Consider the following 22702-nt stretch of genomic DNA (forward strand, 5'->3'; position numbering starts at 1 on the left):
TTCGAATAAATCCTAACTATACTCATAACAGATATTCGCTAAATGGCGGTCAGATGCTAACCCGGTATAGCAAACAGTTTTTAATACTTGCCTTCTCATTGATGCTGACTTTGATGATCACCCGAAATTCGTCGCTGGTTGATGACCCGCTCAGTATCGAGTCGGCTATGGAGGGAATCAGGGTCATTATCTGTTTATGTCTGCTTTTCTTAATCGAATCGACCGGTGACCAACGGCAGATCTACACCCCGCTTTTAGCGGGTGGCAGCGCACTCTACCTGGGAAACCTGCTCAACTTATTAGATGACTTCTATGATTTGAGTCAGGCACCACTTGAGCTTATTGAAGATCTGTTTGAAACAGCCGGCTTGATCAGTGTCCTTGTGGGAGTCACATTATGGACAAGACATCATCAGGAACAGTTCAAATACCTGATGAAACTGGCGACCAGCGATCCATTAACCGGATTACTCAACCGACGTGCGGCGATAACCGCAATTAAAGAGTATGGCGGAAACGGCGAAGAGACACATCTTGAGCCCGAAAAATCGGGTGAGACACACTGCACCATGATAATGGATCTGGATCATTTCAAACATGTTAATGACGCCTTAGGCCATGATGCCGGAGATAAGTTACTCTGTGACATTTCAGGCATATTGCAGCAGAGACTCAAGAGCTGTGTCATTGCCCGTTGGGGGGGAGAGGAATTTCTTATCTACTCGATGACCGGCTCGAAACAGGAGGCATTAGAGCTGGCATTGTCTGTCAAATATCAGATAGGCCACCACCCCTTCAGCTATGAAGGCACCCCCATGAAGATCACCGTCAGCATAGGTGTCAGCACCTGTTCCTGTGAGGATTTCTCGCTATTCGAGGAGATAAAGCATGCCGATATTGCCCTGTATCAGGCGAAGGCGGCGGGTAGAGATTATGTACAGATGGCGAAATAGCAAGTTGTCAGCAAGTCTCGGCCTCAATATGACTGCATCTGACAAGTGCTGTACTATTTCCAGATATTTAGCTCAGCTATAACGCCATTAACCAGTTGACACTATCGATACGTGAACCGAAGAACTTCGCCCCCTCAACCGTATGGTGACCATAATCATAAAATAGTTTTTGATAATCATCTGTGATGGCGTAGCAGACCTCTTTAGGTTTATCGCACACATAATCCATACGATCCAACAGTAAAACCTGTTCATATTTACGACCAATATCATCTATTCCACTATTTATCTGCTTCCTGAACTGACCGGGATCGCGATAGCGGAACTGCTCAAAATGTTTCTGATTAATTTGATGGATATCGCTATCTGAGATATTTTCAGCCCCTTCATTCTGAAGCAGTAAACTAAATAGGAAATCTGCATACGTTCTGTGACCAAACTCCTCAAATTCATAGATATTTTTCACAAGCGCCGTTTTCTTTCCATCAGATATGGTTCGCTCTATCACTTTGTCAAACACATCAAGATCGGCTGGTTTATATTGAGATACAAACATGATCACATCGGCCAGACGATAATTTGGAGAGTTAAAAAACTCATAATCAATATTGGCGATCTCGGCTCCAAAACGTGCAAGCTGAAACTGATTTAAAGTTTGTTTACTACTGCTTAGCACATTAAACATATCTTTAGAGTGAGAATTACCAACCAACAACAAGCGCACTCTCTTGTCAGATTCGTCAAACCATTGGGTCCGATCAAATTCATTCAGCTCTACGCCGTATTTGTCATCCCCGCTTATCTCTCTTAAATAGCTCCAACTGTTTGCCCCCAACTCCCTGTTATCAGGCTGATACCCACCAATCATCAAATCTCTATAGAGATCCCTGGATTTAAAACCGTCGTTCATATTTAGAACGCCCGCAGTGCTTATAAACGCCAGCGTCATCACCGTCGATGAAGTAAAAATAAATTGCCTGTTATATACCTTTTTATCTCTGAATGGTTTCTCCACAAACCGCCAGCTCAGATAAGCCAGTACCAAAATGACCAGACACAGGCCCAACATCAACTGAGCCGACGGTTCGGTAAAACTTCGGTACTTAACAAACGCAAAAATCGGTTGATGCCAGAGATAAGCACTGTAACTTATCAAACCGATCCCCACGAAGAGTTTAAGACTGAGAATACGGTTAACCAGAGTACCTTTTTGAGCAAACATGATGATAAGCACCGTACCTATAGTAGGTACCAGAGCATAGACTCCCGGAAAGGGGGCTGTTTCATCAAAATAAAAGGTGGCAAAACAGATTAAGCCTAACCCGGAAAGACTTAAAAACTCATTGAGCCGTGAGTGAGTTACAATGGGCACTTTACGGTTAAGGAAAAATGCCGCAAAGACACCTATTAACAGCTCCCATCCTCGGGTTGGTAGCAGGTAAAAAGCAGCCGTTGGTGAGTGATACGCGCCCCACTGTGCCAGTGCTAAACTGAGCAAAAATACCACGGCCAATGCCATTAAAATCCAACGTTTGCCCAAGTGCCAGCTAAACATCAGAAAAAGTGGGAAGAAGATATAATATTGCTCCTCAACAGCCAGGCTCCAGGTGTGTAACAGAGGCTTCAACTCAGCTGCGGTATCGAAATAGTCACTCTCGAGCCAAAACAGAATATTCGATGAGAAAGTAGATACGGCTAGTAAACTCTGAATAAAATCTTTCATATCGACCGGCATCAGATAGAGCCAGGCAAAGGGGAAACAAGCAAGCATCACAAAGAAGAGTACAGGCAGGATCCTTCTGGCCCTGCGTTCATAGAAATTAACTATGCTGAACTTTCCCTCCTCCAGCTCGGTAAGTATGATACAGGTGATTAGGTAGCCACTTATCACAAAAAAGACATCTACACCGACAAAGCCGCCACTGAAACTATGGATACCGGCATGAAACAGAATGACAGGTACAACAGCTAAGGCTCGTAAGCCATCAATTTCCGGACGATATACCATACTCTGCCCTCCCCTAATTTATTGATGTATATTTAGTTTATTGCTTATAGTTCTCCCCTTACTCAATTGGTTTGAATGATACTTATTCAACAAATTTACGAACGAAATAGCTTTAAGTATATGAGAGGTTTTGAAGCTTTGCGAACTCACCAACACGGTATATCGGCAATCTGTGCAGGATGAAGCAGGATTGAGATGGCTAACTTCCAGTGATAAAAATCTGATTTATTGACAAAAAAAGGGCTGGCGTATCAGATACGCCAGCCCTTTATAACCACTTAGAAATTAATTATTCCCACTCGATAGTCGCAGGTGGCTTACCCGAGATATCATAGACAACGCGAGAGATGCCATCAATTTCGTTAATGATTCTGTTAGATACACGACCCAGGAAGTCATAAGGTAGCTGTGCCCAGTGCGCCGTCATAAAGTCGATAGTTTCAACTGCACGCAGTGAAACCACCCAGTCATATTTACGGCCATCGCCCATAACGCCTACAGAGCGCACCGGCAGGAAGACTGTAAATGCCTGGCTGACTTTATGGTATAGGTCGGCTTTGTGCAGCTCTTCGATGAAGATGGCATCGGCCAAGCGCAATAGATCACAGTACTCCTTCTTCACTTCACCGAGGACACGAACACCCAGTCCAGGGCCAGGGAATGGATGACGATAAAGCATGTCGTACGGCAGGCCTAGCTCCAGACCGACTTTGCGCACCTCATCTTTAAACAGCTCACGAAGCGGCTCAACAAGACCCAGCTCCATATCGTCGGGCAAGCCACCCACATTGTGATGTGACTTGATAACATGGGCCTTACCTGTCGCACTACCGGCAGATTCGATCACATCCGGGTAGATAGTACCTTGACCCAACCACTTGGCATTCTTGCACTTCTTAGATTCTTCATCGAAGATCTCAACGAAGACATGACCGATGATCTTACGCTTAGCCTCAGGATCGGCCTCGCCCTTCATCGCCTCAAGGAAACGCTCTTCGGCGTTCACATGAACGATATTGAGTCCGAAATGATCGCCGAACATCTCCATCACCTGCTTAGCTTCGTTGAGACGAAGCAGGCCGTTATCGACAAATACACAGGTCAGCTTGTCACCGATGGCTCGGTGTAACAGCATAGCCACAACCGATGAATCTACACCGCCGGAGAGGCCGAGAATCACTTCATCGTCACCGATCTGCTTCTTCAAGCGCTCAACGGCATCTTCGATGATTGATGTCGGTTTCCAGTTAGCTTCACACTGACAGATATCAAGAGCAAAATGCTCCAGCATACGTTTACCCTGACGGGTGTGGGTCACTTCCGGGTGGAACTGTACGCCATAGAACTTCTTATCCTCATTGGCCATTGCCGCGTAGGGACATGTTTCGGTGTTAGCTACGGTAACGAAACCTTCAGGAATTTCAGAAACCTTATCACCATGGCTCATCCAAACATCAAGAAGCGGCTTACCAGCATCGCTGATAGCATCTTCGATGCTCTTAAATAGCTCTGTTGGCGCCTGGATTTCAACCTGAGCGTAGCCAAACTCACCTTCACCGATCCCCTGGATCACCTTACCACCGAGCTGCTCAGACATGGTCTGCATGCCGTAACAGATCCCCAATACCGGGACACCGGCATTGAAAACGTATTCAGGTGCACGGGGCGATTCGTCGGCAGTTACGCTTTCAGGCCCACCGGCCAGGATGATACCGTTAGGGGCGAACTCTTTTATTTGTGCTTCGGAAACATCCCAAGCCCACAACTCACAATAAACACCGATTTCACGGATACGACGGGCGATTAACTGAGTATACTGAGATCCGAAATCCAGGATCAGTATCTTATGCTCATGAATGTTGCTCATGGGGAAACCTTAATTTTTCTATCTAATTTGTTGGTATCAATCTCAGGTTCAGATAAAACCCCTGAGACTGGCATAAAAAAGGATAAAGAGTGGGCGACAAATTGTCGCCCATTATCACTACTTTATGAACCTGGGCTGTAGTTCGGCGCTTCTTTACTGATGGTCACGTCGTGAACATGCGACTCACCCATACCTGCAGAGGTGATCTTTACAAACTCAGCCTTCTCATTCAGGTCTTTGATGGTTGCACAACCGGTCAGCCCCATACATGAACGCAGACCGCCCATGTGCTGGTGAATGATCTCTTTTAGCTTACCCTTGTATGCCACACGACCTTCGATCCCTTCGGGAACTAGTTTGTCTGCAGCATTATCGCTCTGGAAGTAACGATCAGATGAGCCTTGAGTCTGAGTCATGGCACCTAACGAGCCCATACCGCGATAAGACTTGTATGCACGACCGTTGTAGAGCTCAGTTTCACCAGGCGCTTCATCGGTACCGGCAAACATTGAACCCGCCATGATGCAAGATGCACCGGCAGCTAACGCCTTAGCAAGATCACCGGAGAAACGTATTCCACCATCGGCAATAACCGGAATATCCAGGTGTCTGACGGCTTCGGCTGCATCCGAGACAGCAGTGATCTGTGGTACACCTACACCGGTAACGATACGGGTGGTACAGATAGAGCCAGGGCCGATACCCACCTTAACACCGTTAACGCCGGCCTCAACCAGTGCTAGTGCACCTTCTGCCGTCGCTACGTTTCCGCCAACAATTTGTAATTCAGGGTATTTAGCACGGGTATCACGAATACGCTGTAAAACGCCTTCCGAGTGACCATGAGATGAATCGATAAGCAGCACGTCTACACCCGCCTCAACGAGGGCATCGACACGCTCTTCGTTACCGGCACCGGCACCAACGGCAGCACCGACACGCAGGCGACCTAACTCATCTTTACATGCGTTGGGTTTACGTTCCGCTTTTTGGAAATCCTTAACGGTGATCAGACCCTTAAGCTTAAATTCACCATCGACAACGAGCACCTTCTCAACACGGTGAGAATGCATAAGTGTCTGAACTTCATCTAACTTAGTTCCTTCAGGCACAGTAACCAGACGCTCTTTAGGTGTCATCACCTCATCGACGGTAAGGCTCCAGTCTGTCACGAAACGAACATCACGGCCGGTTATGATACCGACAAGTTCATGGGCTTCGTTGACAACCGGGTAACCGGCAAAACCGTTCTTCAGGGTTAACACTTTAAGGTCGGCAAGTGTCGTTGTAGGCGTAACAGTTACAGGCTTTTGAACGATACCCGCTTCATAGCTTTTAACTTTACGAACTTCTTCGGCCTGTTGCTCAATCGTCATATTCTTATGAATAAAGCCTAAACCACCTTCCTGTGCGATAGCGATCGCCAGGCGTCCTTCGGTCACGGTATCCATGGCCGCAGAGACAATTGGGGTATTCAGTTCTATTTTAGTGGTCAGACGAGTTTTGAGAACGGCAGTATTAGGGAGTACAGTCGAATGTGCAGGAACGAGTAACACATCATCAAAGGTAAGCGCATCTTTCTTTAAACGTAGCATTTAGCAACATCTCCCCATATAGGTTGGATTGGTGGTGAAATATTGCGGCGGGATTATACCTTGCATATTCACACTGGTAAATGGAAAATGGTAAAAAAGTGCTTTTAGCTGCCAAATTAGTATGAAAATGCCAAAAAATAACGTTTACACTGTATCCCGCCTCAATGGCGAAGTGCGCCAACTACTCGAAGGTGAGCTGGGGAGAATCTGGCTCAACGCCGAGATATCAAACTTCGCCGCTCCCGGCTCCGGGCATTGGTATCTGACACTTAAGGATAATTTTGCCCAGATCCGCTGCGCCATGTTCAAGGGCAAGAACCGAACCGTTACCTTTAAGCCCGCCAACGGGCAACAGGTTCTGGTGAAAGGCTCGATAAGCGTCTATGAACCCAGAGGCGATTATCAACTCATTATCGAGTCTATGCTTCCCGCAGGGGACGGGCTATTAGCGCAGCAATATGAAGCGCTTAAGATGAAGTTAGCGGCCGAAGGCCTGTTTGCGGCAGACACCAAACGTCCACTGCCGAGCAAGATTCAAAAAATTGGGGTTATCACCTCAGCAACGGGGGCTGCAATTAAAGATGTCCTCCATGTGCTGGCACGGCGCGACTCGAGCATAGAGGTCGTCATCTATCCGACACAGGTTCAGGGGGATACGGCAGCGGACAACATCTGCAGAGCCATTCAGCTGGCCAACGCCAGGCTGGAGGTAGATGTGCTTTTGCTGACCCGGGGGGGCGGCTCACTTGAAGATCTCTGGTGTTTCAACAATGAGGAGCTTGCCCATGAGATCTATAACAGTGCCCTGCCCGTCGTCAGTGCCGTCGGTCACGAGGTCGATACCACCATCAGTGACTATGTTGCCGACGTGAGAGCCCCGACACCATCGGCCGGTGCGGAGCTCCTCTCTCAGGACGCTGAAAGCAGGGCCGAGAGATTGGCAGGCTTCATCGCCCGGCTTAAGCAGGGCTGGCAACATTACCAGTTAAAAACCGAGCAACGCGCCCAGGCGCTCGAAAACCGGCTTCACAGGCAAGATCCGAAACGCAAACTGGAGCAGTTTCAGCAGAGTTTCGATGAGATGCAGATACGCCTCAACGCAGCCATTAACGACAAATTGAATCGTTCGGCCCTGATGCAGCAGAATTTAGATCACAGGCTTAACCAACAGTCTCCCCGACATAGGTTAACCTTAGAGTCGAAGCGGCTCGACTATCTCAGCGCCCGGTTAAATGATGGCATTAAGGGTAAACTCCACGATGTCGAGATGAGCCTTAAGAACAGTGCCCATCAACTGGAAACCGTCAGCCCACTGGCAACCCTGAGCCGCGGCTACAGCATCACCCAGGATGAGAGCGGCAAGGTTCTGCTAAATGCGCAAGACGTTCACAGCGGCGATACCATAACCACTAAGTTACTCGAAGGTGAGCTTAAGTCCAGAGTGATCTGAGGTCGGCCCGTTTACAACTGGACTTTCAAATCGTCAAATATCAGGCAAGGGTAACAAAAAGGCCAGCTAACATGAATTAGCTGGCCTCCAATGAATCAGGTGCAGGGTTCTGAAACCTTAACCCTACTTCTTATCTTTAATATGACTCATCATGCGCTTGCGACGACGCTCCTGACTCACGGTCAGCTTCTTGGTGTTCATCCCCTCAAACGGGTTACCACCATCCTGGAAACGAACCTGAATCGGCGTCCCCATCACCTTAAGCGAACGGCGATAGTAGTTCATCATGAAGCGCTTATAGGAATCCGGCAGCTTCTTGACCTGATTACCATGGATCACGACGATCGGCGGATTATAGCCACCTGCATGAGCATATTTAAGCTTAACACGGCGACCATTCACCATCGGAGGCTGATGATCGTCCTGCGCCATCTGCATGATACGGGTCAGCATAGAGGTACTGACGCGACGGGTAGCACTGTCGTAAGCTTCCTGAACAGACTCATAGAGATGTCCGACACCTGTACCGTGAAGGGCCGAGATAAAGTGAATGCGGGCAAAATCTATGAAGCCCAGACGGCGGTCCAGCTCGCTCTTCACTCTATCTTTAATATCCTGATCGATACCATCCCATTTGTTGACGGCAATAACCAGTGCACGACCGGCATTAAGGGCAAAGCCCAGCAGACCCAGATCTTGCTCTGCGATACCTTCACGGGCATCGATGATCAATAATACGACGTTACTGTCTTCAACCGCTTTCAGCGTCTTAATGACCGAAAACTTCTCAACCGTCTCATGTACCTTGCTGCGTCGACGCACACCCGCGGTATCGATAAGAACGTACTCACGCCCCTCCCGCTCCATCGGGATATAGATACTGTCTCGGGTGGTTCCCGGTTCATCGTAAACAACCACGCGCTCTTCACCTAAGATACGGTTAGTCAGCGTAGACTTACCTACATTAGGCTTACCGATAATCGCCAACTTGATAGGCAGATCCTGCAGACGCTTCTGCTCCGCTTCCGCTTCCTCTTCGGTATACTCGCGTTCCTGCTCATTCTCATCGCCTTCACCATCACGGTTAAGACCCAGAGCCTCGGCATAGGGCGCCAATGCATACTCGATCATATTGGTCACACCACGCCCTTGCGCGGCGGCCATCTGATAAACTTCACCAAGACCTAAGGCCCAGAATTCGGCGCAAGCCGAATCTGCGTCGATACCGTCGACCTTGTTAGCAACGACAAAAGTGGTCTTTTCGCGACGACGCAGATGCTCGGAAATCGCCTGATCGGCCGCCGTCAAACCCGCTCTGGCATCTGTCAGGAATAGCACCACGTCGGCTTCTTCAATCGCTGCAAGTGATTGTTCTGCCATGTGGGTTTCAATCCCCTCTTCCGTACCATCGATACCACCGGTATCGACAACGATAAACTCATAACCGGAGAGGTAGGCGCGACCATATTTACGATCCCGAGTCAGCCCAGGAAAGTCGGCCACCAAAGCATCTCTAGTGCGGGTCAGACGATTAAACAGGGTCGACTTACCCACATTAGGTCGGCCAACAAGGGCCACAACTGGAATCATTTTTTTGCCTCTAATCTACAAATTCTTAAAACATTAATAACTAAAAAGCCCCCGAAACAGACTTCCGGGGGCTAAAAATCTATTCAGCTAAAGCTTACGGAAGCGTTATTCTAGCAACTTTTCCACCACGAGTCTGAACATAGATATTATCACCTTCGACCAGCGGCTGGCTAAACAAACCTGAACTATCGATCTGAATACGCCCTGCTAAGGTACCGGTACTCTTATTGATAAAGTGTAGGTAACCTTCGAAGTCTCCGACAACAATATAATCTTTAAATACAGCAGCCGATGTTAAGTTACGGTTAGTCAGCTCTGTATTACTCCAGCTTTCCAAACCATTTCGTCTATCGACCGAGTATATACGACTATGATCATCGACAAGGAACAGGCTCACACCTGAATTAGCGAGTTCATGAAAGCTCGAGTATTTACGAGTCCATACCACACGACCCGTTCTCACTTCCATAGAGACCAGATTACCGTTGAAACTCACGGCATAGAGGTTCTCACCTATGATCAATGGCTTCATGTCGACATCGGCCATTCTGGTAAACTCGTTACCTCCCTTAGGCGTATAGATCGCTTGTTCCCATGCAGCCTGGCCATTATTTTTAACGACAACCGCAATCTTGCCGTCAGCCGTACCGACGAAGAAACCACCTGACTCATAGGTCGCCGAACCTGTACCACGTAGTGTCAGGTTTGGCAGCTTAGACTCGTAGCTCCACTTCTTTTCACCATCTTCTACATCAAAGGCTTCGAGTGTCCCCGAGCTGGTGTTGACCACCACAAGATCCTCACCGACCGAGGGGGCCGACAACAGCTCACCACTGGCTATAACAGACCAGAGGGTCTCACCCGTTTCGGCATCGAGGGCACCAAATATGCCACTCTCACCACCGATAAAGACTTTGTTTCGGGCCGCTGTCACACCGGCGGCTAATTTAGCCCCCTTGTTCTTAGCAAGAATATTGTCCTTAAATGCAGAACTGAAATCCTGACTCCAAACCTTTTCACCGGACTGTTCATCGAACGCGGTGACTTGACCATATCTGTCGGCAACATATAACTTGTCATAGCGTACGGTCGGACGAAGTTGCGAGTAGTAATCGCCCACGCCATTGCCAACGGTTGCGCTCCAGCTTACCTCAGGGAAAACCGTTGCCTCGAGCTCTGGCAGCGGACTCACCGGCTCCTCTTCTACGTCACTGGATGAGCAGGCCGATAACAGACCCAGACTCAATCCACATGCGAGCAATGTTTTGCACCAAGACTTCATGGACAGCTTCCTTATGCCTTGTTCAGGTTATCTAGCTTCATCTGTAAAGCGGGGCTTGTTGCAGCTCCGCCATTATCTACTGCGGCTTGATAAGCGGCTTTGGCTTTTTCGGCTTCACCCTTACGAACAAGGAAGTCACCTTTCAGCTCCTCTCTTTGTGCGATAAATGCAGGATCAGACACCTGCTCCAGAGTTGTGATGGCCGTAGCGACCTGACCTTGCTCGGCTTGAACACGGGCTAAACGCATGGTGGCAACCATAACCAGGCTGGCGTCAGGCGCAGAAGCGATGACACTTTTCAGTGATGCCTCGGCTTTCTCCAGATCACCTGACTCGACTGCCGCCTTGGCAACGATCAGTGATAACAGTGATTGATAGCCTTCCTGACTGTGGTCTTTGGCGAAGTTTTCCGCCGCACTCAGCATGGTGCTGTCAGAAGAGGCACTCATGGCCTGAAAAGCTTCTGAAGCCGACTCAGATTTTGCTACTTTATAGTCTGAATAGTAGTTCCAGCCAAATAGGCCACCCAGACCTACCACAGCACCAACGACTATGGAGGTGCCATAATCTTTCCAGAACTGTTTGATAGCATCTACTTGTTGTTCTTCTGTGCTATAAATTTCCACGTCATCTTCCTCTTTAAATCAGTTCTGCAATATAAGTTGCCAAAGCATCACGGGCAACTAATTCCTGTTCTTTTTTAACGCGCAGGTACTTAACGGCAACCTGGTTATTTGCAAGTTCATCCTCACCAATCACCAGTGCCACCTGAGCACCGCTCTTATCGGCGCGCTTCATCTGCTTCTTGAAGTTTCCACCACCACAATGGCTCATCACCCTCAGATGAGGCATTTCACTTCTTAGTGACTGGGCAATTTTAATCGCTTCAATCTTGCTCGCATCCCCCATCGCTGTCACATAAACATCGACAGTTGCCGGGATATCCTTGGTTAATTCGAGTGTCTCCAGCATCAATACAATACGCTCGAGCCCCATGGCAAAGCCAACAGCAGGAGTGTTCTTCCCACCCAACTGCTCAACCAAGCCATCGTAACGACCGCCGGCCAGTACGGTTCCCTGAGCGCCAAGGCTCGAGGTTACCCACTCAAAAACGGTACGATTATAGTAATCTAAACCACGAACCAAGCGTGGATTAATCACGTATTGGATGCCAACGGCGTCTAAGAGTTCACATAAATGTGAAAAATGTGCACGAGTCTCCTCACCAAGATAGTCCATCAACTCCGGTGCATCGGTCAGCAGAGCCTGTACCTCAGGGTTCTTCGTATCGAGAACGCGCAGCGGATTGGTATACATGCGTCGCTGGCTCTCTTCGTCGAGCTGCTCTTTAAACTGCTCAAGATAAGCGATAAGTGCTTCACGATAAGCCGCACGCTCTGCCGGGTCGCCCAGCGTATTCAGTTCCAGAGTCACATGCTCGCTGATCCCCAGCTTCTCCCACAGGCGGGCAGACATCATCAGGATCTCAGCATCGACATCGGCCGTGCCAATACCATAGACCTCTACACCAAACTGGTTGAATTGACGATAGCGCCCCTTCTGCGGACGCTCATGTCTGAACATAGGGCCCATATACCAGAGACGTTGCTCCTGGTTATACAGCAAACCATGTTCATTGCCGGCACGTACAGTCGAAGCGGTGCCTTCGGGACGCAATGTTAAGCTGTCACCATTCCTGTCATCGAAGGTATACATCTCTTTTTCAACGATATCAGTTACTTCACCGATTGAACGCTTGAAAAGGTCTGTACTCTCTACGATTGGAGTACGGATTTCACTGTAACCGTAAGCACTGACTGTTTCTCTCAATACGGTTTCCAGTTTTTGCCATAGAGGGCTTTGGGTAGGCAGAATGTCATTCATTCCGCGAATCGCTTGGATCTGTTTTGCCACGATAAAGACTCGTCCGAAATTAGCTATAAAAATTAAAAGCGCCCCGCAGTATATACCCTGGCGCTTCATTACTAAACGTAAAACTGATAACTAACACAATAAGAGGCCATGCCGGTAGTTCACCGGCAGCCTCATATTTTGCATGAATTACTTATTTAAATCTTGAGCAGGAATTCGCCCATTGATAATGGCTGCTTTGGCCCTGATCTTGGCCTCGAGAGAGTCGACAATGTTATCGTTATCGAAACGCTCTTTCTGCCTGACGCCTTCGTCGTAATAGCCACTCTTGCGGTTGCCACCGGTAAGACCGATATCGGAGACCAGTGCCTCACCGGGTCCATTAACGACACAACCGATAATAGAGACATCCATCGGCGTTACGATATCCTCTAAACGGCGCTCGAGTTCATTAACGGTACTTATCACATCAAACTCCTGGCGGGAGCAGGACGGACAAGCGATAAAGTTAATGCCACGAGAACGGATCCGCAGTGACTTCAATATATCGAAACCAACCTTGATCTCCTCGACGGGGTCGGCGGCCAGCGAGACGCGCAAGGTATCTCCGATCCCCTCGGCTAACAACATCCCCAAACCCACGGCTGATTTTACTGAACCTGAGCGTGCACCGCCCGCCTCGGTGATCCCTAAGTGTAGAGGCTGCACGATCTGCTTAGCGAGCAGGCGATAGGATTCAACCGCCAGGAAGACATCCGATGCCTTTACACTGACCTTGAACTGATCGAAGTTCAATCTATCCAGGATATCCACATGACGCATGGCTGATTCCAGCAGTGCTTCAGGCGTCGGCTCCTTGTATTTATCCATCAGATCTTTTTCTAAAGATCCGCCATTGATGCCAATCCGAATAGGGATATTCTTATCCCGGGCACAATCAACCACGCTCTTGATACGTGATTCATTACCGATATTCCCCGGGTTGATACGCAGACAATCGACACCATACTCAGCAACTTTAAGCGCGATACGGTAATCGAAATGGATATCTGCAATCAAAGGAATATTCGTCTGCTGTTTAATCACTTTAAACGCTTCAGCGGCATCCATCGTAGGTACCGATACCCTGACAATATCCGCACCGACATTTTCCAATGCGCGAATTTGAGCAACCGTTGCATCGACATCTGTGGTGAGAGTATTGGTCATCGACTGAACCGCAATAGGGGCACCGTCTCCGATAGGCACATCGCCAACATAGATACGGGTGGAGGCTCGTCTTTTGATTGGGGTTTCGTTGTACATCTTGTTTACTCTATAAATGTCTATTCGATGCTGTTATCAGTCAATCGCCGGACTCAAACCACAGCACTATATCTTTTTCAGCTTGTCGGCTAATGCTAACGGGCCTCAGGTAAAGTCAATCTTGCTACGCGTCCGCTTGGAAACTCACTCAGATTAACTTTCTTGCCATTCAGTTCTATGCTGACAGCCTGAGGAGCCCCTAAGGTGAGCTTAAAGGGCTCAACACCGGAGACATTCAGCTGACTGCCGGCACGTTTCAGGTCGTTTACCAGGGTATCGCCCTTGGCATCTTTAATATTAATCCAGCAGTCACCGCTGAGATCCAGACTCAATGCCGACAGCCCGGCTTCAGCCTCTTCGATATCACTGTTAGTCTCAGTTACAGCGACAGCTTCGACAGTGTCACTGTGTTCAACTCGCTCCTCCTGCCCGGCACCGATATCGAGCAGAGCTGCTGTCGAAGCCTCTGTCTGTGGCACAACAGCCGATACAGTCGGCTCAGTACCCCGCTCCATAACGTCCCGCTCCGTATAATCGGCTTGTGTCGATTGAGAGTCGGCCATCTCCTCTACGGTCGGCTTGGAGAGATCGATGCCCGACAGGGTATCTGACTTCTGTACCCACCAGAGCACCAACATAGCCAACAGAATAAAGGCTATCAGGTAGGTGACAAACATCAATCGGCCATCGCGGGCCTGACGGCTCGTCTTACGGGAAAAGCTCTGCATCTCCGGAGCTGTGGCCTGGGGGAGCTGCCTTTCGAGGCAAGCCTGAATCGCGGCGGAATCGGCCTGCACGATTCGGGCGTAATTTTTCACATAACCTTTAACATAGGTTGCCGAGGCTATCTCACCAAAATTATCCGCCTCAATATCTTGTACAATACATGGGCGTAGGTGAAGCTGTCCTGCGATATCGGCAATACTGGCCCCCTGCTTTTCACGGGCCGCCTTCAGAAGTGAACCGAGCGTTTCCTCTCGTTCGGACGCATCTGTTTCAACATTATTGTCTGCTTCATCCTTGAGCATATCGATCTCTTTTTTAGTCATTAGTGCATACTAGCTCGATACTGCTTAGCTTCAATGGATGCGGGAAACTTAGCCAAAAGTAAAATGCCAAATTTTCTGGCTGCATCTAGATCATTTAAGCCTTGCTCAATTTTTATTCCCAACGTCAAACTCTCGGCGGACTCAGCAACGACTCGATGATAACGCACCAGTTGAGCGCGTGCATTGAGATAATCGCCGGTTTCAACGTCGATCTCTGTTAATTCAAGTAAAGTCACTCTCCTGCGGGGATCGTACTTCAATGCCACCTCGAAATATTCTTTAGCCTTATCTAAATCGCCGGCTTTGCGGCTACAGATACCTAAGTTCTCATAACTCGATGCTGAACGGGTATATTTGGGCATCTTAACGGCTTTCAGGAACATCTCTTCAGACTGTTTATACTTTCCCTGTTGGCAGAGAAACACACCAAAGTTATTCATGGCGTCGCCACTGGCATCACTGGTTCTTATCGCCCTGCGATAGGATGCCTCGGCATTGTCCAACTCGCCAACAGTCTGGTAATAGTAAGCCATGGACACATGGACGGCTTCGAGGTCCGGCGCGTATTCAACCGCCTTATCCAAGTTGTACTTTGCCTGCTGACTATTGCCTTTTTGTAGATAGGTCAAACCAAGCTGTGCTCTCTGTCTGGCAGCGGACTCACTGTCAAACTCCTTTTCGAGCACGGGGACATCGGTGCCGCTATAGGTACGTTCCGATACACAACCGCTCAGCATGCCTATAGCGAATAGGCTGAGCACTGTAATTTGGGTTAATCCTTGCTTCATTGGCAAGCCTATCTATCTACATAATACAAAGAGTTAGTTTATTGTGACCGAAATCTGACTATCTTGCATTTGTTTTTTCGCTAAACGCTTGGTTCTGTCGCGAATATCCCCTGCAAGTTGTCCGCAGGCAGCATCGATATCATCACCACGGGTTTTTCGTACGATCACGGTAAGCCCATACTCCATCAGTACTTTTGAGAAACGATCGATGCGGGAGTTCGATGAACGACCGTAAGGGGAGCCCGGATATGGATTGAAAGGGATCAGGTTAATCTTACAGGGAGTGTCTTTCATCAACTCAGCCAATTCATGGGCCTGATCAGTACTGTCATTGATATGATCTAGCATCACATACTCGAGCGTTACCCTGCCACGATTTGCATTAGACTTAGTGATATAGCGACGGATCCCGGCTAAAAACTCCTGCAATGGATACTTTTTATTGACCGGCACCAGCACGTCACGCAGCTCATCGTTAGGCGCGTGAATACTCACAGCCAAAGCGACATCCAGGGCATCACCGAGCTTATCAAGCGCCGGAACGACACCCGATGTAGATACGGTGACTCTGCGCTTAGAGAGGCTGAAACCGAAATCATCTAACATGATATCCAGCGCAGGAATGACGTTTGCGAGATTAAGCAGCGGCTCGCCCATCCCCATCATCACAACGTTGGTAATAGGTCTCTCGCCGGTCTCTTTCTGAAAACCGATAAAGTCTGCGACACGCCAGACCTGACCGATGATCTCACCAACGGTTAAGTTACGGTTAAATCCCTGCTGCGCCGTCGAACAGAAGGTACATTCCAGCGCACAGCCGACCTGAGAAGAGACACAAAGCGTAGCCCTGTCATCTTCAGGAATATAAACCGTTTCCACTTCCTGTCCCTGACCAACATTAATGGCGAACTTAATCGTTCCGTCAGAGGACTTTTGATAACTGGATATTTCAGGCGCAACAACTTCACAGCGTGCATTTAGCTTAGCTCGTAGTGCTTTGTTGATGTTATTCATAGCATCAAAATCGGTCACGCCAAAATGGTAAATCCACTTCATCAACTGATCGGCCCGGAAAGGCTTTTCACCCATTTCGGTGAATAATGCTCTCAAGCCTTTACGGTTAAGATCCAATAAATTGATCTTTTTCTCACTCATTTTCGACTAACCTCAACACTAAAAACGTAACTAATACCCGCTACGGGGCGCCAAATTATACAGACCCCAAGCAATTTTTACTAGCCACAAGCATTTCTGCATACTTAATGATAGAATTAAGTCGGACTAATATTGGTCCGTAATTGTAAATGCATAAATGATCACCCTTATCGTTATTGTAGCCGTTGCTATCGGTATATCCTTCCTTTGCAGCGTTTTCGAAGCCGTACTGCTTTCTGTCACCCCCAGTTATGTCGCTAACCTTGCACATTCGCACCCCGAAGCCGCAGAGCGTCTGGGCAAACAGAAAGATAATGTCGAGTCACCTCTGGTGTCGATTCTGACACTCAACACCATCGCGCACACAGTGGGCGCAGCCGTCGCTGGTGCTCAAGCCGCAAAGGTATTTGGTGATGAGATGCTAGGTGTCTTCTCCGGTGTGCTGACATTTTTGATCCTCTTCTTCTCAGAGATCATCCCCAAGACACTGGGTGCGAACTATTGGCGTTCTCTTGCCCCGTCGGTCTCCATTGCCCTTTTGTGGATGGAGAGGCTGACCAAACCGCTTATCTGGATGTCACAGCAGGTGACCCAGCTCTTAGGTAAAGGCGATGAAGGCCAGTATATTCGTCAAGAGATGAGTGCGATGGCGAAAATGGGGCATGAATCCGGCGAACTGGACGAGCAGGAGTCAAAGTTTTTGACCCAGATGCTCTCGGTAAAAGAGATGCCCGTTAGCGCAATAATGACGCCGAGAACGGTGATGTTTAGTCTGTCTGCCTCCCTCTCCCAGGAGGAGTTTGCGCAGCAGCACAAAGGTACCCCCTTCTCACGTATTCCGATCTTCGATAAAGATCCCGATGATGTTGTCGGTTATATCAATCGTGACGATATCTTGCTATCCGAGCGGAAAACGCCCCAGGCACCGATCAGTAAGCTTAAGCGTAACTTACTCGTGGTCCCTGAAACGGCCAAGATACTGCCCTTGTTTCAGCTGCTGATTAAGCGAAATACCAAGATAGCGATCGTGGTAAACGAGTATGGCACCGGTGAGGGTATCGTTACCCTTGAAGATATCGTCGAGTCACTGTTAGGACTCGAGATCGTCGATAAGAACGACCCGGTTACCGACATGCAGCAGCTGGCTCAGAAGCAGTGGGAGAGACGCATGAAAGACAAAGGGATCCATCTCTCCGATGATGGCGAGTTTGAATCATACATAGAGACACCAAAGTCTTAAAGTATGGTGTAGAGTGGCAGGCTCCAGCTACCAAGGCTGGCTGTTTTCAGACTGCAACTTGAATGGTTCGACATAAAAAAGGGAAACCCAGGTTTCCCTTTTGCTTTTCTGCCGATATAATCTCCACCCGATTGAAGCGCTCATCTGTTTTGTTGTCCACGCTTAACGCTCCTCTGCTTTTATGAAGCGAGCAAAACTTTCCCTTATCAATCGGGATACGATAATCAAACTTATATACTCGTTAACTCTCACATAACGCTGATATCTCTATACGGACTGCTAATCGATGCCCCACAGATACACACTAAAGCTCGCCCATATCAACGACACTCACTCCCACTTCGACCCCAGCCGCATCCATTTTTCAGTCGATAACCGGGGAAAGTCTTACGATATCTACAGCCACAGTGGTGGTTATGCTCGGATTCAGCATCAACTCAACAGATCGAGACAGGAGGCGGCATCGGCCTGTCAGGAGTTTCTCTTCCTTCATGGTGGGGATAGCTTTCAGGGCACCCTCTATTTCAGCCAGTTTAAAGGCGCGGCAAATGCTCACCTGCTCAATCTGCTAAGGCCCGATGCCATGGTGCTTGGCAACCATGAGGTCGACGACGGTAATGCCCCTGTCTCGGCGTTTCTCGATGACATTGAGTTTCCTCTGCTGGCGGGTAATATGGATCTCAGCCAAGAGGAGGCGGGTAAACCACTCCCCATCAGGGGACATAAGCAGCTGCTGGATTATGACGAGGTCAACAACAGAGCCAGGGCCCTGATAAAACCGTTCAAGGATAAACGACTCGCTATTGTCGGGATCACACTGGATCAGATGGCCGAGATAGCCCGCCCCGATCCAGACACTCACTTTATCGATGCCATAGAAACGACTCGGGCAACTGTCGCGCACCTCAAAGCCGAGGGGATCGACCATATCATCATACTCAGCCACCTCGGGTTTGATCAGGATAAGACCTTAGCGGAGAAAGTCGATGGCATCAGCCTTATCGTTGGCGGCCACACCCACACATTGCAGGGTGAGTTTAATGCGCTAGGGCTCAGCGCCGTCCCCTACGGTTACAGAGTCAATGAAACTGCTATCTTACATGCAGGAAAGCACGCCGAAACCTTAGGTATTGCCGATATTGAGTTTAACGAAAGCGGAAAAGTTACCCGCCTCAACGGCCATAATTACTTTATGCTGGACCGAAGTTTTATCCTTGAATCTAAAGATGATATCACCACCTCAGATTATGAGGAGATAAGCTCATTGCTGAGTGATCATCCAGGTATTCGCTGGGATGATGAAGACACAGGGCTCGCTCAGATCATCGCATCTCAGTACCGGCCCGTTATCGAAGCTCTGCAAAAGCAGGTACTGGGTTTTGTTCCCAGAAATCTGGTTCATACCCGGCTCCCCAGCAAGGCACTTCCTCACGGCAGTGAGATAGCGCCCTGGGTATGTAAGAGTATCTACCATGAGACTAAGCTCATGTACCCAAGGGTAGACTTTGCCCTTCATAATGCCGGTGGAATACGGCACTCCCTCAATAAGGGGGAGCTCACCGTCGCCGACGTCGTCGGACGTCTGCTTCCTTTCGAACAATCTTTGGTAAAGTACCAGATAAAGGGCAGGTACCTGTTCGAAGCGATCGAATCGGCTATCAACTCGGCCACCAACAACAGTGTGACCGGTACCGGTGCCGGCAGCTTCCCCTATACCTATGGCTTAAAGTATTGTTATGACGGCCGCAGGCCATTGGGACAACGTATTCTATCCTTGGAGGTGTTACGTCAAAGCATCACCACAGATGAAAATGGCAGATGGGAAACTGTCGACAGAAACAGGGACTATTTCGGTGTATCCTCGGCCTATACCGCTTCCGGTAAGGAGGGCTACTATCCACTGCTACAAGCCAGTTCACATTGGCCGGTTGAGGGACTCACCCTGCCGTCGGCATTTATCCGCTTTATGAACAAGGAGCAGACGCTCGAACAGGAACTCTCTCCTCAGGTCGACTATATCAGTCACAGGTAGGTTCGATGATAATATGCATGGCAGGCCGGAGAGATGGCAACAGCTCCCCCCGCTCTGCCGCAATATAGCGCCCCCCCCCATATCTCAAAATAGAGCCCGGTAAAACCGTTAAGCTAGATAGTTCGATTTTTTCGAATTAACCTTTCCAATTATTCCGATTTTCCTGCTTAAGCGGCAATAGTACCCTTTACTCCACCGAAACCTACCTCAGCAAATACCACTCGACTGATGGAGTTAATCATGCAGAGATTCATCAAGCCTAACCCGACGCTGGCCCCATTAGTACTCAGGGTACCTATCGGCATAATCTTCATGATTCAAGGCGCGCAAAAATTATCTGCCTGGTTTAGCGGCTATGGATTGGATGGCACGGCACTGGGGCTCAACTCCGCAGGGTTAGCTCCCGGTTTCTTTATGGCGCTCTTTGCGGGCAGTTGTGAGTTTCTTGGTGGCTTACTGATATTCATCGGGTTAGCGGTTCGCCCAACGGCTGCCTTACTGGCGTTTACTACGCTGGTCGCTGTCATCACGGTCTATAGCAACAAGGGGTTACTCATCGCCGATAGTGGCTTTGGCCTGTCGCTTGTAGCCGCCTCTCTCTCTTTGATGATATCCGGTGCTGGACGACTCTCTATTGATCAACTCACCAGTGAGCAGCTATTAAATCGATAGTGCAACCAGGCGTGAGTCGAAGCTGTACTTTCACAGAGACGAACAGTCGACATTAACCCGGTATCACCCCATGTTAATGTCCCCTTAAAGCCTCACTCTTAATAAGCACAAGATAACCCCACTTCCCTGCACCTTATGAAGTTGTCAAACCTTTAAGTGTCTTAGACATAAGAAACCCCATAAAAACCTGTCCGGACTTCTCCTGATAACTCCTGTGTTGCACAGTGAAACCATGGGTAAGAAACAGGTGTTTCGACAGCAGCGATGCATCCACGGTCAAATTAGGATACTCCTGCCCCAGGCTCCACTGTTCGAGAGCCAGATAGAGCCTGTGCGCTATACCGAGATGTTGATAGTCTGGCCGTACGTATAAGCTATCGATATACCCTCTGCTCTTAAAGTGAGTCTCAACGTTGATAAACCCGCAACAAATTGGTCGAGACGCTTCGATAATGGCTTCATCCACCACCAGCCAGGCCCTGCTTCTCGTTAAGCGCTTATGCCAATGGTAGGCCGATCTGGGCTTGGGCGACCAGGCAGACTTCTGCTCGGGCGTATATAAGCCATCATCTATCTGCCATATGGCTTCATGGAATATACGGCTCACCGAAGGGGCATAACCTGCGCTATACGGAATCAAACTGAGCCGAGGCTGGTGTGAGAGCTTCTGATTGGCAGACATAATTAACGAAGATCTTTAGCTGAGTTATATCAATTATCGCATCCGGGGCAGATAAAGAAAATGGCTTGATTATCGAGATAATCAAGCCATCGTTTAGTCACTTCTCAGAGGACAAACCTATCCCCGAAAGCAAGCTTACTTCTTATCGATACGACCAACGAACAGCAGCTCGTCGAATGTACGGTTCAAAGTCTTACTCGTGAAGTCGTTCATCCACATCTGCTCCTGAACAACAACGGTATCGCCTTTGCTTACTTCAACCTGTGGACCCGCAGCCCAGAAGGTTTTATCCGATTCTTTAATCTGAACATAGGTGTAACCACCGCCATTCATAGTATCGACAACAGTCCCTTCATGCACTACACCTTGGGCCCATGCGCTGGAGATACCTAGTGCCAGTGTTGCCGCTGCAACCAATTTAACCAATTTAGCTACCATTGCCACTTCCTCTTATTTTTAGCTCTGCTTTACAATTGAAATCATTTAAACATGGAGAACTTAATAAATCTCTAATAAAAGTCACTAAATAACAGACCAATATGCATCTTTTAGATCAAGATCTCAGAACCCGATATGCGTGCTCAGCTTTTTTGAACTTTATCGAGCAGGGGTTGTAACATCCCCTCCAAGCCATTGAGTTTAATCTCATACATCAAGGCGAGTTGCTCACCCAACTTACCTTCCGGAAAGCCTTTAGAGTGAAACCAGACTAGATACGGCTCGGGTAGTTCAAGTAATTTGCGTCCGGCATATTTTCCAAAAGGCATCTTCTGATTAATTGCTTCCAACAACAGCTCTTGATTCATCTCTCCATCACCCATTCAGATATGACTTTAACTTCGCAGCATATCGAACAAACAAGAGATCGCAATAGAAGACTCCGTCAATTGTCGCTGCCTGTTCAAATTCACATCAAAACCGCCTCAAGTTATATATACCCTTTTCATATAAAAAACACGTAAAAACAACAAAAATGAAATATAGGACCGAGAAAAGGTGAGCTCCGATACCCAAAAATGGAACACAAGCCCCATGATCAGTCGAACCTTATGCCAGAAACAGCCATAACTAGCTGATAACACTTGTATAGATAGCAGCCATAACCAGCATCCCCTCAAGTGTCAAAAATCTGCCAAAACGCCGATTCAGTCAAAATTACGCC

Annotated in this window: 19 protein-coding genes; 5 read left to right on the plus strand and 14 right to left on the minus strand. The window is 48.5% G+C overall.

Annotated elements, in window-relative coordinates:
- Positions 1-53 precede the first annotated feature (53 nt).
- Positions 54-953, plus strand: coding sequence for a GGDEF domain-containing protein (locus Q1B47_RS08260; protein ID WP_299791516.1), 900 nt, complete (start codon positions 54-56; stop codon positions 951-953).
- 76 nt (positions 954-1029) lie between these two features.
- Here the strand turns inward: Q1B47_RS08260 and Q1B47_RS08265 are convergent, their stop codons facing one another.
- The 3 genes from Q1B47_RS08265 to guaB form a co-directional block, all read right to left on the minus strand.
- Positions 1030-2961, minus strand: a complete 1932-nt coding sequence (locus tag Q1B47_RS08265; RefSeq protein ID WP_299791519.1) for an acyltransferase family protein — start codon at positions 2959-2961, stop codon at positions 1030-1032.
- Positions 2962-3250: 289 nt separating this feature from the next.
- Positions 3251-4828, minus strand: coding sequence for a glutamine-hydrolyzing GMP synthase (gene guaA / locus Q1B47_RS08270; RefSeq protein WP_299791522.1), 1578 nt, complete (start codon positions 4826-4828; stop codon positions 3251-3253).
- Between the two features lie 122 nt (positions 4829-4950).
- Entirely contained in the window at positions 4951-6423 is a 1473-nt protein-coding gene (gene guaB, locus Q1B47_RS08275; RefSeq protein WP_299791525.1) for an IMP dehydrogenase, read from the minus strand.
- Between the two features lie 121 nt (positions 6424-6544).
- Here guaB and xseA point away from each other — a divergent pair, with 121 nt between their 5' ends.
- Complete coding sequence (xseA, locus tag Q1B47_RS08280; protein WP_299791528.1) at positions 6545-7873, plus strand: exodeoxyribonuclease VII large subunit; 1329 nt, start codon at positions 6545-6547, stop codon at positions 7871-7873.
- Positions 7874-7996: 123 nt separating this feature from the next.
- Here xseA and der read toward each other — a convergent pair whose 3' ends face one another.
- The 8 genes from der to Q1B47_RS08320 all read right to left on the minus strand — a co-directional run bounded on the left by der (position 7997) and on the right by Q1B47_RS08320 (position 16914).
- A complete protein-coding gene (der, locus tag Q1B47_RS08285; RefSeq protein ID WP_299791533.1) occupies positions 7997-9463 on the minus strand; it encodes a ribosome biogenesis GTPase Der in 1467 nt (488 codons plus the stop codon).
- Positions 9464-9557: 94 nt separating this feature from the next.
- The gene (gene bamB, locus Q1B47_RS08290) at positions 9558-10745 is read right to left on the minus strand and encodes an outer membrane protein assembly factor BamB (protein WP_299791536.1); all 1188 of its coding nucleotides are present in this window, start codon (positions 10743-10745) and stop codon (positions 9558-9560) included.
- An 11-nt stretch (positions 10746-10756) separates the two neighbouring features.
- Positions 10757-11371, minus strand: coding sequence for a tetratricopeptide repeat protein (locus Q1B47_RS08295; protein WP_299791539.1), 615 nt, complete (start codon positions 11369-11371; stop codon positions 10757-10759).
- A gap of 13 nt (positions 11372-11384) precedes the next feature.
- On the minus strand, positions 11385-12659 hold the full coding sequence (gene hisS / locus Q1B47_RS08300; RefSeq protein ID WP_299791542.1) for a histidine--tRNA ligase: 1275 nt from the start codon (positions 12657-12659) through the stop codon (positions 11385-11387).
- 147 nt (positions 12660-12806) lie between these two features.
- Complete coding sequence (gene ispG / locus Q1B47_RS08305) at positions 12807-13922, minus strand: flavodoxin-dependent (E)-4-hydroxy-3-methylbut-2-enyl-diphosphate synthase (protein ID WP_299791545.1); 1116 nt, start codon at positions 13920-13922, stop codon at positions 12807-12809.
- Between the two features lie 95 nt (positions 13923-14017).
- Positions 14018-14971: a RodZ domain-containing protein gene (locus tag Q1B47_RS08310; protein ID WP_299791548.1), complete on the minus strand. Its 954-nt coding sequence runs from the start codon at positions 14969-14971 to the stop codon at positions 14018-14020.
- The gene (pilW, locus tag Q1B47_RS08315) at positions 14971-15759 is read right to left on the minus strand and encodes a type IV pilus biogenesis/stability protein PilW (RefSeq protein ID WP_299791551.1); all 789 of its coding nucleotides are present in this window, start codon (positions 15757-15759) and stop codon (positions 14971-14973) included. Before pilW ends, Q1B47_RS08310 begins: the two co-directional genes overlap by 1 nt.
- A gap of 33 nt (positions 15760-15792) precedes the next feature.
- Positions 15793-16914, minus strand: coding sequence for a bifunctional tRNA (adenosine(37)-C2)-methyltransferase TrmG/ribosomal RNA large subunit methyltransferase RlmN (locus Q1B47_RS08320; protein ID WP_299791554.1), 1122 nt, complete (start codon positions 16912-16914; stop codon positions 15793-15795).
- A 157-nt stretch (positions 16915-17071) separates the two neighbouring features.
- Here Q1B47_RS08320 and Q1B47_RS08325 point away from each other — a divergent pair, with 157 nt between their 5' ends.
- The 3 genes from Q1B47_RS08325 (at position 17072) to Q1B47_RS08335 (ending at position 20858) form a co-directional block, all read left to right on the plus strand.
- Positions 17072-18154 (plus strand): hemolysin family protein, encoded by a 1083-nt coding sequence (locus tag Q1B47_RS08325; protein WP_299791557.1) that lies wholly within the window; start codon positions 17072-17074, stop codon positions 18152-18154.
- Between the two features lie 286 nt (positions 18155-18440).
- A complete protein-coding gene (locus Q1B47_RS08330; RefSeq protein WP_299791560.1) occupies positions 18441-20186 on the plus strand; it encodes a 5'-nucleotidase C-terminal domain-containing protein in 1746 nt (581 codons plus the stop codon).
- 240 nt (positions 20187-20426) lie between these two features.
- Complete coding sequence (locus tag Q1B47_RS08335; RefSeq protein ID WP_366873302.1) at positions 20427-20858, plus strand: DoxX family protein; 432 nt, start codon at positions 20427-20429, stop codon at positions 20856-20858.
- Between the two features lie 133 nt (positions 20859-20991).
- On the opposite strand, the gene Q1B47_RS08340 is transcribed toward Q1B47_RS08335, so the two are convergent.
- The 3 genes from Q1B47_RS08340 to Q1B47_RS08350 all read right to left on the minus strand — a co-directional run bounded on the left by Q1B47_RS08340 (position 20992) and on the right by Q1B47_RS08350 (position 22346).
- Positions 20992-21465 (minus strand): GNAT family N-acetyltransferase, encoded by a 474-nt coding sequence (locus tag Q1B47_RS08340; protein ID WP_366873304.1) that lies wholly within the window; start codon positions 21463-21465, stop codon positions 20992-20994.
- Between the two features lie 210 nt (positions 21466-21675).
- Positions 21676-21978, minus strand: coding sequence for an NrfJ (locus tag Q1B47_RS08345; protein ID WP_299791569.1), 303 nt, complete (start codon positions 21976-21978; stop codon positions 21676-21678).
- Between the two features lie 143 nt (positions 21979-22121).
- Complete coding sequence (locus Q1B47_RS08350) at positions 22122-22346, minus strand: DUF3820 family protein (RefSeq protein ID WP_299791572.1); 225 nt, start codon at positions 22344-22346, stop codon at positions 22122-22124.
- Between the last annotated feature and the right edge of the window lie 356 nt (positions 22347-22702).

It is taken from the genome of uncultured Shewanella sp. (assembly GCF_947501225.1).
Lineage (GTDB): Bacteria > Pseudomonadota > Gammaproteobacteria > Enterobacterales > Shewanellaceae > Shewanella.

Excerpts from the sequence above, each read along its gene's own strand:
- guaB (WP_299791525.1), bottom strand. The coding sequence starts at position 6,423 with ATGCTACGTTTAAAGAAAGATGCGCTTACCTTTGATGATGTGTTACTC.
- Q1B47_RS08345 (WP_299791569.1), bottom strand. The coding sequence starts at position 21,978 with ATGGTAGCTAAATTGGTTAAATTGGTTGCAGCGGCAACACTGGCACTA.
- der (WP_299791533.1), bottom strand. The coding sequence starts at position 9,463 with ATGATTCCAGTTGTGGCCCTTGTTGGCCGACCTAATGTGGGTAAGTCG.
- Q1B47_RS08310 (WP_299791548.1), bottom strand. The coding sequence starts at position 14,971 with ATGACTAAAAAAGAGATCGATATGCTCAAGGATGAAGCAGACAATAAT.
- bamB (WP_299791536.1), bottom strand. The coding sequence starts at position 10,745 with ATGAAGTCTTGGTGCAAAACATTGCTCGCATGTGGATTGAGTCTGGGT.
- ispG (WP_299791545.1), bottom strand. The coding sequence starts at position 13,922 with ATGTACAACGAAACCCCAATCAAAAGACGAGCCTCCACCCGTATCTAT.
- Q1B47_RS08265 (WP_299791519.1), bottom strand. The coding sequence starts at position 2,961 with ATGGTATATCGTCCGGAAATTGATGGCTTACGAGCCTTAGCTGTTGTA.
- Q1B47_RS08330 (WP_299791560.1), top strand. The coding sequence starts at position 18,441 with ATGCCCCACAGATACACACTAAAGCTCGCCCATATCAACGACACTCAC.
- Q1B47_RS08260 (WP_299791516.1), top strand. The coding sequence starts at position 54 with ATGCTAACCCGGTATAGCAAACAGTTTTTAATACTTGCCTTCTCATTG.
- Q1B47_RS08325 (WP_299791557.1), top strand. The coding sequence starts at position 17,072 with ATGATCACCCTTATCGTTATTGTAGCCGTTGCTATCGGTATATCCTTC.
- pilW (WP_299791551.1), bottom strand. The coding sequence starts at position 15,759 with ATGAAGCAAGGATTAACCCAAATTACAGTGCTCAGCCTATTCGCTATA.
- Q1B47_RS08335 (WP_366873302.1), top strand. The coding sequence starts at position 20,427 with ATGCAGAGATTCATCAAGCCTAACCCGACGCTGGCCCCATTAGTACTC.
- Q1B47_RS08320 (WP_299791554.1), bottom strand. The coding sequence starts at position 16,914 with ATGAGTGAGAAAAAGATCAATTTATTGGATCTTAACCGTAAAGGCTTG.
- guaA (WP_299791522.1), bottom strand. The coding sequence starts at position 4,828 with ATGAGCAACATTCATGAGCATAAGATACTGATCCTGGATTTCGGATCT.
- xseA (WP_299791528.1), top strand. The coding sequence starts at position 6,545 with ATGAAAATGCCAAAAAATAACGTTTACACTGTATCCCGCCTCAATGGC.
- Q1B47_RS08350 (WP_299791572.1), bottom strand. The coding sequence starts at position 22,346 with ATGAATCAAGAGCTGTTGTTGGAAGCAATTAATCAGAAGATGCCTTTT.